Source organism: Streptomyces daghestanicus (assembly GCF_020521275.1).
Lineage (GTDB): Bacteria > Actinomycetota > Actinomycetes > Streptomycetales > Streptomycetaceae > Streptomyces > Streptomyces griseoviridis.
In genome coordinates this window covers 1,813,082-1,826,356 of sequence record NZ_BNDX01000008.1, presented here as the reverse complement: position 1 = coordinate 1,826,356, position 13,275 = coordinate 1,813,082, and the positions used below count along the sequence as shown (strand labels likewise).

The following is a 13,275-nucleotide window of genomic DNA, read 5'->3' as shown; positions in this document are numbered from 1 at the left end:
CCGGGGCACCGGGCGCGTCGCTTCGGTCACCGATCGGGTTCGGGGTCCTTCAGCCAATTGATCAGTTCGGTGGAGAAAGCGACCGGGTCTTCCTCGTGGGGGAAGTGGCCGAGCCCGTCGAACAGCCGCCAGCGGTAGGGGGCTTCGACGTACTCCCCGGAACCGGCCGCGCTCCGGGTGCGCGTCACCGGGTCGAGCGAGCCGTGCAGATGCAGCGTCGGCACCCGCACCGGCCGCTTCATGCGCCGGTTGAACTGGATGCCGTCGGGCCGGGCCAGGGAGCGCACCATCCAGCGGTACGGCTCGATCGAGCAGTGCGCCGTGGACGGGACGCACAGGGCGCGGCGGTAGACCTCCACCGCGTCGTCCTCCGGCGGGCGGGGCCCGGACCACTCCCGGATCAGCTTCCCGACCAGCGCGCCGCCGTCGGCGGTGAGCTGCCGCTCGGGGATCCAGGGGCGCTGGAAGCCCCAGATGTAGGAGTTGGCGCGGGTCTGCCGGGCGTCCCGCAGCATCGCCGAGCGCCAGCGGCGCGGATGCGGCATCGAGGCCACCGCGAGCCGCCGGACCAGCTTGGGGCGCATCGTGGCGGCCGTCCACGCCAGATAGCCGCCGAGGTCGTGGCCGACCAGCGCGGCGTCCGGCTCGCCGAGCGAGCGGATCACGCCGGTGATGTCCAGGGCCAGACCGGCGGGGTCGTAGCCGCGCGGGGTGCGGTCGCTGCCGCCGACGCCGCGCAGATCCATCGCGACCGCGCGGAAGCCCGCGTCGGCGAGCGCGCCGAGCTGGTGCCGCCAGGTCCACCAGAACTGCGGGAAACCGTGGAGCAGCAGCACCAGCGGCCCGTCACCCAGCTCGGCGATGTGGAACCGGGCGCCGTTGGCGGCGACGTCACGGTGGGTCACCTCGCGTCCGTCCGGCAGGGCCGGCAGTACGGGGGAGGCAGGCTGCGCCGGGGGAGGGGCGGGGTCCGTCATGAGGACGAGCGTGCCACAGCCTCGACGGCCGCGGGGGACCGGTCCGCGGCCCGGCCCTTGCCCAGGGCCCTGGCCCCGTCCGCGGCGCCCGGCTCGGCCGGTTCGGGACGCGGGTGCGGCTTCGCGTTCTGCAGGACGCCCGCGGACCGCTTGACGGAAGCGGCCACCTTCTGCGGGCCCTTGCCCTTCTTCGCCTTCTTCGCGAAGACCACGCCGATCAGCGCGAGGACGACGGCGACGAGCACGTTCGCCGCGAAGGAGAGCAGGAAGCAGATCGCGAGGTTCCAGTGGCTCCAGGTGCGGATGCCGTAGGCCAGGGCGAAGTTCAGCATCGGGAGCGAGAACATCAGCAGGGCGCCCGCCAGGGAGAACGCGCCGCCACTGGTGGCGCCGCGCTTGACGTCCTGCTTGAGCTGCGCCTTGGCCAGGGCGATCTCGTCGTGCACGAGCGCCGACATTTCGGTGGTCGCCGAGGCGAACAGCTGGCCGATGCTGCGTTCGCTGCCGACCGGGCTGCCGTCGGGTGCGCTCATCGCGGTCTCCCTCTTGTGCTTCGCTGCGGACTCTTCGCGTACGGTGCTGTCTTCTGTACCGTCTCGTCAGATCATGCCGGACGGCCGCCCTCCTCGCCTGCCCCGCCCGTCACTTCGGCAAGCCGCGCGGCCTCCTGCTCCCGGGCGATCCTGCGGTGCTCGGCCGCCTTCCGCTCGTGGATGGCGGCCATCCGCAGGTGGTACGCCGGGTCGTCCTGCTCGTACACGTCGGGGACGCCGCTGAGGTCCTCGTCGCGTTCCTCGGTCTCCCACAGGGCGCGGTACTTGGCGTTCCGCAGCCGCAGCAGCACCGTGGCGGCCAGCGCGGCGATGACGGAACCGGTCAGGACGGCGGCCTTCACCTCGCCGGTCAGGACGTCCTGGCCCTCGAAGGCCAGTTCGCCGATGAGCAGCGACACGGTGAAGCCGATGCCGGCCAGGGTGGCCACCGCGAACACGTCCGCCCAGGCCAGGTCGTCGCTGAGCGAGGCCCGGGTGAAGCGGGCGGTCAGCCAGGTGCCGCCGAAGATGCCGAGCGTCTTGCCGACGACGAGGCCGAGGACCACGCCGAGCGTCTCCGGCCGGGTGAACACGTCCGCGAGCGCGTCGCCCGAGACGGAGACACCCGCGCTGAACAGGGCGAACACCGGCACTGCCAGCCCCGCCGACAGGGGGCGTACGAGGTGCTCGATCCGCTCGCCCGGGGAGCGCTCCTCACCCTCGTGGCGGTGGCAGCGCAGCATCAGGCCCATGGCGACGCCGGCGATCGTGGCGTGGATGCCGCTGTTGTACATCAGCGCCCAGACGACGAGGCCCAGCGGGACGTACACGTACCAGCCCCGTACACCCGTGCGCAGCAGCAGCCAGAAGACGGCGAGGCCGGCGACCGCGCCGCCGAGCGCGGCGAAGTCGAGGGAATCGGTGAAGAAGACCGCGATGATCAGGATGGCGAACAGGTCGTCGACGACGGCGAGGGTGAGCAGGAAGGCCCGCAGGGCGCTGGGCAGGGAGGTGCCGATGACGGCGAGCACGGCCAGCGCGAAGGCGATGTCGGTGGCGGTGGGCACGGCCCAGCCGGCCAGGGAGCCGCCGCCGGCGGTGCTGGTGAGGGTGTAGACGAGCGCGGGGGCGGCCATGCCGCACAGGGCGGCCACCACCGGCAGCGCGGCGGCCCTCGGGTCCTTCAGGTCTCCGGCGACCAGCTCGCGTTTCAGCTCGATGCCGGCGACGAAGAAGAAGACCGCGAGCAGTCCGTCGGCGGCCCAGTGCGCGATCGAGAGGTCCAGGCCGAGGGCGGCGGGGCCGAGGTGGAAGTGGCTGACGTTCTCGTAGCTGTGACCCAGGGCCGGTACGTTCGCCCAGATCAGCGCGGCGATCGCGGCGGCGAGGAGGAGGACGCCGCCGACCGTCTCGGTGCGCAGCGCGTCCGCGAGGTAGGTCCGCTCCGGGAAGGAGAGACGGCCGAGGAGCTTGCGGGGCGTGGACACGGTGGGGCCTTTCCGGTCGGTGAGCAAGTCGGTGAGCAGCACGAATCGTGTGCCGACCAGACTTCCCGGCGCCCCATGCGGTTCTTGTGCGGTTGTGGGTCTCGTGTGGTTCTTGACGTTCTTCTTACCTTAACCGGACAGGGGCACCCGGCGCGCCGGATGCCCCCGCGGTCGCCGCGGTACGGGTCAGTCCTCGCTCGGTGCCGCCGGCAGCTTGGACTGGATGAGGTCCATGACCGTGGAGTCGGTCAGCGTGGTCACGTCCCCGAGCTGGCGGTTCTCCGCCACGTCGCGCAGCAGGCGGCGCATGATCTTGCCGGAGCGGGTCTTGGGCAGCTCGGCGACCGGCAGGACGCGCTTGGGCTTGGCGATCGGGCCGAGGGCGGCGCCGACGTGGTCGCGGAGCTGGCCGACCAGTTCCGCCGTCTCCGCCGCCGTGCCACGCAGGATGACGAAGGCGACGATGGCCTGCCCGGTGGTCTCGTCGGCGGCGCCGACCACGGCCGCCTCGGCGACCGCGGGGTGGGAGACGAGGGCGGACTCGACCTCGGTGGTGGAGATGTTGTGCCCGGAGACCAGCATCACGTCGTCGACCCGGCCGAGCAGCCAGATGTCGCCGTCGTCGTCCTTCTTGGCGCCGTCCCCGGCGAAGTACCGGCCTTCGAAGCGGGACCAGTACGTGTCGAGGAAGCGCTGGTCGTCGCCCCAGATGGTGCGCAGCATCGACGGCCACGGCTCGGTGAGGACCAGGTAGCCGCCCCCGCCGTTCGGCACCTCGTTCGCCTCGTCGTCGACGACGGTGGCGGAGATGCCGGGCAGCGGGGTCTGGGCGGAGCCGGGCTTGGCCGCGGTGACGCCCGGCAGCGGGGAGATCATCATCGCGCCGGTCTCGGTCTGCCACCAGGTGTCGACGACGGGGGTGGTGTCCGCGCCGATGTTCTTGCGGTACCAGACCCACGCCTCGGGGTTGATCGGCTCGCCGACCGAGCCCAGCACCCGCAGGCTGCTGAGGTCGAACTTGGCGGGGATGTCGTCGCCCCACTTCATGAACGTCCGGATCGCGGTGGGCGCCGTGTAGAGGATCGTGACGCCGTACTTCTGCACGATCTCCCAGAAGCGGCCCTGGTGCGGGGTGTCGGGCGTGCCCTCGTACATGACCTGCGTGGCGCCGTTGGCCAGCGGGCCGTAGACGATGTACGAGTGCCCGGTGACCCAGCCGACGTCGGCGGTGCACCAGTAGACGTCGGTCTCCGGCTTGAGGTCGAAGACCGCCCAGTGGGTGTACGCGGTCTGCGTCAGGTAGCCGCCGGAGGTGTGCAGGATGCCCTTGGGCTTCCCCGTCGTACCGGACGTGTACAGGATGAACAGCGGGTGCTCGGCGTCGAACGCCTCCGGCGTGTGCTCGGCGGACTGCCGGTCGACGGTCTCGTGCCACCACGTGTCGCGGGAGTCGTCCCAGGCGACGTCCTGGCCGGTGCGGCGGACGACGAGGACGTGCTCCACGGTGCCCGCGCGCTCGACGGCCTCGTCGACGGCCGGCTTGAGCGCGGAGGGCTTGCCGCGCCGGTACCCGCCGTCGGAGGTGATGACGACCCGGGCGTCGGCGTCCTGGATGCGGGTGGCGAGGGCGTCCGCCGAGAAGCCGCCGAAGACCACCGAGTGCGCGGCGCCGATGCGGGCGCAGGCCAGCATCGCGATCGCCGTCTCCGGGATCATCGGCATGTAGACGGCGACCCGGTCGCCCTTGCGCACACCCAGCTCCAGCAGGGCGTTGGCGGCCTTGGAGACCTCGTCCTTGAGCTGGGCGTAGGTGATGGCGCGGCTGTCGCCGGGCTCGCCCTCGAAGTGGATGGCGACCCGGTCGCCGTGGCCGGCCTCGACATGGCGGTCGACGCAGTTGTACGCGACGTTCAGCTCGCCGTCCTTGAACCACTTGGCGAACGGCGGGTTCGACCAGTCGAGCGTCTCGGTCGGCTCCTTCGCCCAGGTCAGCCGGCGGGCCTGCTCGGCCCAGAAGCCGAGCCTGTCAGCCTTGGCCTGTTCGTACGCCTCTGCCGTGACGTTGGCGTTCGCGGCCAGGTCGGCGGGCGGCGCGAACCTGCGGTTCTCACGCAGCAGGTTGGCCAGGCTTTCGTTGCTCACGACATCTCCCTTTCTCAGGGTTGTCCGCTGTGTCCCGGGCCACAGCTCATCAGACGGCTTGGCCGATGACAAGGGTCGTCCGGAAAATTGGTGTAGACCTGTTGGCGGGCGGGCCTCGCTCCGGAGCCCGGTGTCGCCCGGGCTCATCCGTACCCACAGACGCCGGGCGTCCGGAGTTCAGCCTTTCCCCGCTTCCCGCAGGTCACACCCAGCGGTCAGACGGGCCGGTCCGCCTCACCCCGGGTGGCGCGGCCCGCCGCCGGGGCCGGCCCGTCCACCCCCGGCCCAGGGGCGTCCGCCTCCCGTACGGGGTCGTCCGCTCCCCCCGTCGGGTCGTCGTCCGCCTCCCGTACCGGGTCGAAGACCTCCGCACCGGACGCGTCGGTGAGCAGGTACGACTGGGCCTCGCTCACGTGGAAGTACATGCCGTGCAGCTCCAGCGTGCCCTCCCGCAGGCCGCGGGCGACGGCCTCGTGAGCGCGCAGGTGCTCCAGCTGCTGGACCACGTTGGTCAGACAGAGCAGCTCGGCGGCGTCGGCGGGCCGGCGCCCGGCCAGCGGGGCCCAGGAGCCGTCGTCCTCGGTCATCCGCGCCACGCTCGGCTGCCCGTGCCGCAGCCAGCGCTTCAACGGCGTCTGCGCGCCCCCGGGTTCGGAACCGAGCAGCGCCTGCATGGCGCCGCACCCGGAGTGGCCGCACACGGTGATGGAGCGGACCTTGAGCACCTCCACGGCGTACTCGATCGCGGCGGCCACCGAGTCGTCGCCGCTCTCCGCGCCGGGCAGCGGGACGAGGTTGCCCACATTGCGCACCGTGAAGAGGTCGCCGGGACCGCTGGAGGTGATCATCGAGGTGACCAGCCGGGAGTCGGCGCAGGTCAGGAAGAGCTGGGAGGGCTGCTGGCCTTCCCGGGCCAGCCGGGCCAGCTCACCGCGGACCAGCGGGGCGGTGTTGCGCTGGAAGACGCTGATGCCGCGGGCGAGCGCGCGGCCGCCGGCCTCCTCGCCCGTCTCCCCGGGGCCGCCGGACGGGGAGGTGGACTGCGGGGGGTCGCACTGGTGGTTGCGCCAGGCCGTCCAGGGGCGGCAGCGGCAGTTCCCGTCGTCGTCGGCGGGTTCGGAGATGCGGGTGCCGGGCCGGCGGCCGGTGACGTCGACGGAGCCGCCCCGCGCGGTGTGCGTCTTCTGCCAGTCCTGGAGCGTCTCGAAGGCGGCGTGGTCCATGAACGAGCCGTCCAGCTCCACGACGGTGTCCACGCCCTGCGGCACCTGGTGCAGCGCGCGGCTGAGCCGGGGCACCGCGAGGAACGTCAACTGGCCCCGCACATGGACGTGGTGGACTCCGTCCGCCTCGTCGTGGGTGATCCGGGTGCGGGTCAGGCGGTGCAGGGCGACGCCGACGGCGACGGCGATGCCCAGCGCGACACCCTCCAGGACGCCGAGGAGCACGACGCCCGCGGTGGTGACCGCGTAGACCAGCACCTCACGGTGGCGGGTGACCGTGCGGATGTGGTTCAGCGACACCATCTGGATGCCGACGGCCATGACCAGCGCGGCGAGCGAGGCGAGCGGGATCAGTTCGAGCACCGGGACCAGCAGCAGCGTGGCGATCACCACGAGGACGCCGTGCAGCATCGTGGAGTTCCGGCTGACCGCGCCCGCGTTCACGTTGGCCGTGCTGCGGACGGCGACGCCCGCGATGGGCAGCCCGCCGAGCGCGCCGGAGACGATGTTCGACGCGCCCTGGCCGAGCAGTTCGCGGTCGAGGTCGGAGCGCGCGACCTGTCCGGACAGGTCGGTGCGGGCGGCGACCAGCTTGTCCACGGCGACCGCGCCGAGCAGCGACTGCACGCTGCACACCAGGGTGATGGTGAGGACGGCGGCGACGACGCCGAGGACCGGTCCGTCGGGCAGGGCCGCCAGGGCGTGGCTGCTCCAGGACGGCAGGTCCACCTTGGGCAGCCGCAGGCCCAGCAGGGCGGCGACCGCGGTGGCCCCGGTCACGGCGACGAGCGGGGCCGGCAGGACGCGCAGCAGCTTGCCGACCCGGCCGGGCAGCCGCGGCCAGAGCAGCAGGAGCCCGAGGGTCAGCGCGCTCGCCGACACGTCGGCCGCGTGCAGGCCGGCCAACTGGGCGGGCAGCGCCCGCAGGTTGGCGGGGACGGAGGACTGGGGGCTGCCGCCCAGGACGATGTGGAGCTGGGCGACGGCGATGGTGACGCCGATGCCGGCCAGCATGCCGTGCACGATGGCGGGGCTGACGGCGAGCGCCGAGCGGGCCACGCGCAGGCAGCCGAGGCCGAGTTGGGCGAAACCGGCGACGATGGTGATGGCGCAGGTCGCGCGCCATCCGTACTGCTGGATGAGATCGGCGGTGACCACCGTCAGGCCGGCGGCCGGGCCGCTGACCTGGAGCGGGCAGCCGCCGAGCCGGCCGACGACGATGCCGCCCACGGCGGCGGCGACGAGGCCGGCCTGGAGCGGGGCGCCGGTGGCGAGGGCGATGCCCAGGGACAGGGGGAGCGCGATCAGGAAGACCGCGATCGAGGCCGAAACGTCGGCACCGGCGACGCGGAAGCGGCGCGGGCCCGACGGCGGGCTGTGGGGCGGGCGTACGCGATCGGAACGGTCCGAGTCGGTACGGATGGGAACGCAGGCAGACATGTTTTTCCCGTCTCCTCCGGGGCTGCGCGGTCGCGTTGCGTGGGGGGCCCGCACGGGGCGGGGTCGGTCGCGGCCGTGGGTCACGGCGTACAGCGGCGGGATGCTCCAGCGCGCCGTAATGCTCGCGCTGAGTAAATGGATCGTAATGCAAAGTAAAGGCCAGGAATAGTTTTTACCCTCATATGGAGCAATAAGCCGCTCGTGAGGGTGAATGCGTCATTTCATCGGCTTGTCGTACTAATTCCTTCTCGGTCCCGTGCGACCTTGTCGGCGCCGGCGGCCCCCGGCACGGCTTCGCGCGCCCGGTTCGCGCGGCCCGGTCCGGGCGGTCGGCACACACCCGACATCGCCGCCATCGGCGGTGGCCCGAGAGAAGGAAGAAGGTGGGCGCATTGGCCGCCACCCACAGGATCGCCGCGGGCGCCGTGATCGCCGCGGTCTGCGCCGCGTCGCTCGCCGGCTGCGGAACGGAGGGTTCCGACGAAGGCGCGCACGGCCCGAAGGCCAAGCAGGCCCCGGCCGCCCCGAAGAACGCGGTCCGGCTGATCGGGGACGGCTCCACCGCCTACACCGGCGCGCAGCCGCACCTGCCCAGACCCGAGCGGCTCAAGCCGGGTCAGAAGCCGCCGCAGTTCGTGGTGTTCTCCTGGGACGGCGCGGGCGAGGACAGCCAGAAGCTGTTCTCCCACTTCCGCGCGGTGGCCAAGAAGAACAACGCGACGATGACGTACTTCCTCAGCGGCGTCTATCTGCTGCCGGAGGAGAAGCGCGACCTGTACCGGCCGCCGCAGCACTCCCCGGGCCGCTCCGACATCGGCTTCGGCGACGGGCGGAGCATCGCCGACACGGTGGAGCAGCTCCGCCTCGCCTGGCAGGAGGGCAACGAGATCGGCACCCACTTCAACGGCCACTTCTGCGGCGCCGACGGCGGTGTCGGCGAGTGGTCGGTCGAGGAGTGGAAGGAGGAGATCCGCCAGGCCAAGCAGTTCGTGAAGACCTGGAAGAGCACCACCGGGTCGGCCAAGGCGGCGCCGCTGCCCTTCGACTACGACAAGGAGCTGATCGGCGCCCGCACCCCCTGCCTGGAGGGCCGGAAGAACTTCACGAAGGCCGCCGCCGAGCTGGGTTTCCGCTATGACAGCAGCGGGGTCAACAACCAGGTCTGGCCCCAGAAGAAGAACGGCCTGTGGGACCTGTCCATGCAGCTCGTGCCCTTCCCCGGTCACTCCTACGAGCAGCTCACCATGGACTACAACTTCATGGTCAACCAGTCGGGCGCCACCACCCAGGGCGACCCGTCCCTGCACGAGTACTGGGGCGACCAGATGCGCGACGGCCTCCTCCAGGGCTTCCGGCGCGCCTATGACGGCAACCGCGCCCCGCTGATCATCGGCAACCACTTCGAAAGCTGGAACGGCGGCACGTACATGCGCGCCGTCGAGGAGGTCGTCGAGGAGGTGTGCACCAAGAAGGACGTGCGCTGCGTCTCCTTCCGGCAGCTCGCCGACTGGCTGGACGCCCAGGACCCCGGCACCCTGCGCAAGCTGCGCGGCCTCGGCGTCGGCGAGGCCCCGAAGCAGGGCTGGACGTCCTACCTGTCGGCCGGCCCGGCCCCGGCCCCCAAGGGCGTTCCCGGGGCGCAGGCCCAGCGGGGATGACGGCCCGGCTACTGTCGTACTCATGAGTACGACAGGTGCGGCCGCCGATCCCCTCGCGGCCCTGGGCGCACTGCCCGGCGTGGCCGAGTCCGTGGAGTCCGTGCGCAAGGCCGTGGACCGGGTCTACGGCCACCGGGTCATGCGCCGCCGCAGCAACGAGATCACCTCCGAGGCGGCGCTGCGCGGCGCGCGCGGCTCGGCGGCGCTCTCCGGCGCCGACTGGGCCCTGGAGGAGGTGCGCCGCCGTACCGATTTCAGCGGCGACGGCGAGGCGCGCACGGTGGGCGCGGCGCTGCGGCTGACCGCCGAGGCGGGGCAACTGCTCTCCGTGTGGCGGCAGTCGCCGCTGCGGGTGCTGGCCCGGCTGCACCTGGTGGCGGCGGCCGACAAGGCCGACCGGGTGGGGCGCCCCCGGCAGGCCGGTGAGCCGGTCGACGAGCCGCTGATCGGGCTGCCGCTGCCGGACGCCGAGGAGGCGCACGGCCGGCTGGAGGGGCTGGCCGGGCTGATCGTCGCGGGCAGTGCGGCGCCGGCGCTGGTGCGGGCCGCCGTGGTCCACGGCGAGCTCCTCGCGCTGCGCCCGTTCGGCTCCCACAACGGTCTGGTCGCGCGCGCGGCCGAGCGGATCGTCCTGGTCGGCAGCGGCCTGGACCCCAAGTCGGTCTGCCCCGCCGAGGTCGGCCACGCCGAGCTGGGCCGGGACGCCTACCTGGCTGCCCTGGACGGCTATGTCTCCGGCACCGAGGAGGGCATGGCCGCCTGGATCAGCCACTGCGGCGAGGCGGTCGCCCTGGGGGCACGTGAGTCGACGGCCGTCTGCGAGGCGCTTCAGCGCGGGGCGGCGTAGCCGGACACGGGGTGCGGCGGTACGGACATCCGTACCGCCGCCGCCATGCTCACCGGGTTACCAAGCGTCCTCGCTGTGTCGCCCATCAGGTCGGGAACTTCGCCCGTCACCTGGTGCGGCTGGCCCGTAATCGACGGGTCGACGTCGCGTGGGTGCCCGATGACCATGCTCGGTCCGTGGGGCCGTGTGCGTGGGTAAGGGTGATCCTCTCGGACGCCCTTGGTCTCGCGGGCCGTTGAGTCCTTTGTACTCCGGGCGGCGGGCCAGGGGAAGTGGTGCCCGCACTTCTTTACTTTTGGCTTCAAATGTACGTTTACGTACTTCAGGGCGAACCGCCTGCGACGGAGGGGCGGACCGGGGTCAGGCCGCCGTCGCGGCACGCCGCCGCCCCGCGTACCAGACCAGCCCCGCCGTGGCCGCCGCGGCGCCTATCGCGGCGGCGGCGACCAGGACCGGACGGGCCGGCACGGAGAGGCCGGGGATGCGCTGCTTGAGCCGGACCGGCCGGTGGAAGTCGAGGACCGGCCACTCGCGCGCGAGTGCCTCGCGGCGCAGCGCCCGGTCCGGGTTCACGGCGTGCGGACGGCCGACCGCCTCCAGCATCGGCAGGTCGGTGGCCGAATCGCTGTAGGCGTAGCAGCGGGCGAGGTCGTACCCCTCGGAGGCGGCCAGTTCCCTGATCGCCTCGGCTTTCGTCGGACCGTAGGCGTAGTACTCCACCTCCCCGGTGAAGCACCCGTCGTCGCCGACCACCATGCGGGTGGCCACCACCCGGTCGGCCCCGAGCAGCGCGCCGATCGGCTCGACGACCTCGGCGCCCGACGTGGAGACGATCACCACGTCACGGCCGGCCGTGTGGTGCTCCTCGATGAGGGAGGCGGCCTCGTCGTAGATGATCGGGTCGATCAGGTCGTGCAGCGTCTCGGCGACCAGCTCCTTGACCTGCCCGACGTTCCACCCCCGGCAGAGCGCGGACAGGTAGGTACGCATCCGCTCCATCTGGTCGTGGTCGGCGCCGCCCGCGAGGAAGACGAACTGGGCATATGCGGTACGCATGACGGCCCTGCGGTTGATCAGGCCGCCTTGGTAGAAGGACTTGCTGAACGTCAGCGTGCTCGACTTCGCAATGACCGTCTTGTCCAGGTCGAAGAAGGCGGCGGTTCGGGGTGACGAGTGGGGCGAGGAGTGGTTTTCCACGCCCTGAGCATAGGCGCACCCCATTCGGCGTACCGTGGGGCGTGTGGGTTTGCCTGAGAAGGCTCTCGGGTACACCATGGAAGTCACGGATCGTTCGCGACCGTGCTAACCCGGCCCGACTCCTCCCCCCCCCGAGTCGGCCGTGGAGACGACCCCCGCTCTCCCCCCCGGCGGGGGTCGTCGCATGTCCGGGTGGGTTTTCGGCGGGCGCCAGAGCCCGGGGTTCGCTCCTTCTCCGATCATGCCGGGTGAAGCTCCTTGATCACCCGCCGTGACCGTGGGTAGTCGACGGGCTGCTCTGTGGAAGTCGTGTCCGGAGCGCGTGGACCTCACCGGTATGGGTGACGGCGATATTCACAATCGTCGAGTTGTCCACAGTTATCGACCAAGATCCACACGATTTCCCGGTTCGCTGCACTGTGATTCCCACGCGTCCCGGTCGCGCCGAGTTCACGGCCGCTTCCGTTTGCGGGACGCCCGCGGCCGGTTTCCGCCGGCCGCTCGAATGAGGACCGGTCTCCGGTTCTTCACGAGTCCGGGAATCGCGGGCCCCACGGGCCGCGCGAGACGCCGCCGAGGGGGATACGCCACATGACCGGAACCGACGCGCACGACCCGCCCGCCGTCACCGGACGGCAGAGCGGACCGCTGATCGTCACCGAGGACCCCGGCCTGCTCGACGACCTGCTGCGCCTGTGCGCGGCGGCCGGCGCCACACCCGAGGTGTACCCCTCGGTGCCCGGACACCGGAGCGGCTGGGAGGCCGCGCCGCTCGTCCTGGTCGGGGACGACGCCGCCCGCCGGGTGCGCGGCGCGCCCCGCAGACGGGGCGTCGTGCTGGTCGGGCACGACCAGGACGACCCCGGCGTGTGGCGGCGCGCCGTGGAGATCGGCGCCGACCACGTCCTGATGCTGCCCGACGGCGAGCAGTGGCTGGTCGACCGCATCGCCGACGTCGCCGAGGGCGCCGGCCGGCCCGCGCTCACCGTCGGCGTCATCGGCGGCCGGGGCGGCGCCGGCGCCTCCACCCTGGCCTGCGCGCTCGCCGTCACCGCCGCCCGGCGGGGGCTGCGCACCCTGCTGGTGGACGCCGACCCCCTGGGCGGCGGACTGGACGTGCTGCTCGGCGGCGAGACCACCGAGGGGCTGCGCTGGCCCGCGTTCGCCGCCTCGCGCGGCCGGGTCGGCGGCGGCGCCCTGGAGGAGTCGCTGCCCGCACTGCACTCCCTGCGGGTGCTCAGCTGGGACCGCGGCGACCGGGTCGCCGTGCCGCCCCAGGCGGTCCGCGCGGTGCTCGCCGCCGCACGGCGCCGGGGCGGGGCGGTCGTCGTGGACCTGCCGCGCCGGATCGACGACGGGGCGGCGGAGGTCCTCGCCCAGCTCGACCTCGGGCTGCTGGTCGTCCCCGCCGAACTGCGGGCGGTCGCGGCGGCCGGGCGGGTCGCCTCCGCCGTCGGCCTGGTCCTGCGCGACCTGCGGGTCGCGGTGCGCGGGCCGTACGCGCCGGGGCTGGACGACCGGGAGGTGGCCGGGCTGCTCGGGCTGCCCCTGGCCGGTGAGGTCCCCACCGAGCCCGGCCTGCCGCGCGCCCAGGAGGGCGGGCGGCCGCCGGGGACCGCCGTCCGCGGACCGCTGGCGCGCTTCTGCCGGGATTTCTGGGAGCGGGCGCTGACCGAGACGGAGGCGGGGACGCCATGAGGACGCCGGAGCGGGGTGGTGCCGAAGGCGGGACGGAGCTGCCCGGGTGGGCCGGTGACGGGCGGGAACCGGA

9 protein-coding genes are annotated in these 13,275 nt (G+C 72.7%); 3 read left to right on the top strand and 6 right to left on the bottom strand.

The annotated features are described in order from the left end of the window. Positions 1 to 26: 26 nt before the first annotated feature. From Sdagh_RS17765 to Sdagh_RS17745, 5 genes are all read right to left on the bottom strand, one after another. Positions 27 to 977: an alpha/beta fold hydrolase gene (locus tag Sdagh_RS17765; RefSeq protein WP_190076964.1), complete on the bottom strand. Its 951-nt coding sequence runs from the start codon at positions 975 to 977 to the stop codon at positions 27 to 29. Then, a complete protein-coding gene (locus Sdagh_RS17760) occupies positions 974 to 1,510 on the bottom strand; it encodes a phage holin family protein (RefSeq protein WP_189421917.1) in 537 nt (178 codons plus the stop codon). The genes Sdagh_RS17765 and Sdagh_RS17760 overlap by 4 nt, the downstream gene beginning before the upstream one ends. Before the next feature lie 71 nt (positions 1,511 to 1,581). Further along, the gene (nhaA, locus tag Sdagh_RS17755) at positions 1,582 to 3,024 is read right to left on the bottom strand and encodes a Na+/H+ antiporter NhaA (RefSeq protein WP_189422000.1); all 1,443 of its coding nucleotides are present in this window, start codon (positions 3,022 to 3,024) and stop codon (positions 1,582 to 1,584) included. 159 nt (positions 3,025 to 3,183) lie between these two features. Beyond that, positions 3,184 to 5,139, bottom strand: coding sequence for an acetate--CoA ligase (gene acs / locus Sdagh_RS17750; RefSeq protein WP_189421918.1), 1,956 nt, complete (start codon positions 5,137 to 5,139; stop codon positions 3,184 to 3,186). Positions 5,140 to 5,354: 215 nt separating this feature from the next. Beyond that, on the bottom strand, positions 5,355 to 7,802 hold the full coding sequence (locus Sdagh_RS17745) for a bifunctional SulP family inorganic anion transporter/carbonic anhydrase (protein ID WP_189421919.1): 2,448 nt from the start codon (positions 7,800 to 7,802) through the stop codon (positions 5,355 to 5,357). Between the two features lie 392 nt (positions 7,803 to 8,194). On the opposite strand from Sdagh_RS17745, the gene Sdagh_RS17740 reads away from it, so the two are divergent. Both Sdagh_RS17740 and Sdagh_RS17735 read left to right on the top strand, forming a co-directional pair. After that, positions 8,195 to 9,460, top strand: coding sequence for a polysaccharide deacetylase family protein (locus Sdagh_RS17740; protein WP_190076963.1), 1,266 nt, complete (start codon positions 8,195 to 8,197; stop codon positions 9,458 to 9,460). A gap of 22 nt (positions 9,461 to 9,482) precedes the next feature. Continuing rightward, positions 9,483 to 10,307, top strand: a complete 825-nt coding sequence (locus Sdagh_RS17735; RefSeq protein ID WP_189421921.1) for a Fic family protein — start codon at positions 9,483 to 9,485, stop codon at positions 10,305 to 10,307. A 360-nt stretch (positions 10,308 to 10,667) separates the two neighbouring features. Here Sdagh_RS17735 and Sdagh_RS17730 read toward each other — a convergent pair whose 3' ends face one another. After that, positions 10,668 to 11,528 carry an HAD family hydrolase gene (locus Sdagh_RS17730; RefSeq protein ID WP_189421922.1) on the bottom strand — a complete coding sequence of 287 codons (861 nt, stop codon included), beginning with the start codon at positions 11,526 to 11,528 and terminating at the stop codon, positions 10,668 to 10,670. A gap of 567 nt (positions 11,529 to 12,095) precedes the next feature. On the opposite strand from Sdagh_RS17730, the gene ssd reads away from it, so the two are divergent. Next, the gene (gene ssd / locus Sdagh_RS17725; RefSeq protein WP_190076962.1) at positions 12,096 to 13,202 is read left to right on the top strand and encodes a septum site-determining protein Ssd; all 1,107 of its coding nucleotides are present in this window, start codon (positions 12,096 to 12,098) and stop codon (positions 13,200 to 13,202) included. The last annotated feature ends 73 nt before the right edge of the window (positions 13,203 to 13,275 follow it).

Excerpts from the sequence above, each read along its gene's own strand:
- Sdagh_RS17745 (WP_189421919.1), bottom strand. The coding sequence starts at position 7,802 with ATGTCTGCCTGCGTTCCCATCCGTACCGACTCGGACCGTTCCGATCGC.
- ssd (WP_190076962.1), top strand. The coding sequence starts at position 12,096 with ATGACCGGAACCGACGCGCACGACCCGCCCGCCGTCACCGGACGGCAG.
- Sdagh_RS17735 (WP_189421921.1), top strand. The coding sequence starts at position 9,483 with ATGAGTACGACAGGTGCGGCCGCCGATCCCCTCGCGGCCCTGGGCGCA.
- Sdagh_RS17765 (WP_190076964.1), bottom strand. The coding sequence starts at position 977 with ATGACGGACCCCGCCCCTCCCCCGGCGCAGCCTGCCTCCCCCGTACTG.
- Sdagh_RS17760 (WP_189421917.1), bottom strand. The coding sequence starts at position 1,510 with ATGAGCGCACCCGACGGCAGCCCGGTCGGCAGCGAACGCAGCATCGGC.
- Sdagh_RS17730 (WP_189421922.1), bottom strand. The coding sequence starts at position 11,528 with ATGGGGTGCGCCTATGCTCAGGGCGTGGAAAACCACTCCTCGCCCCAC.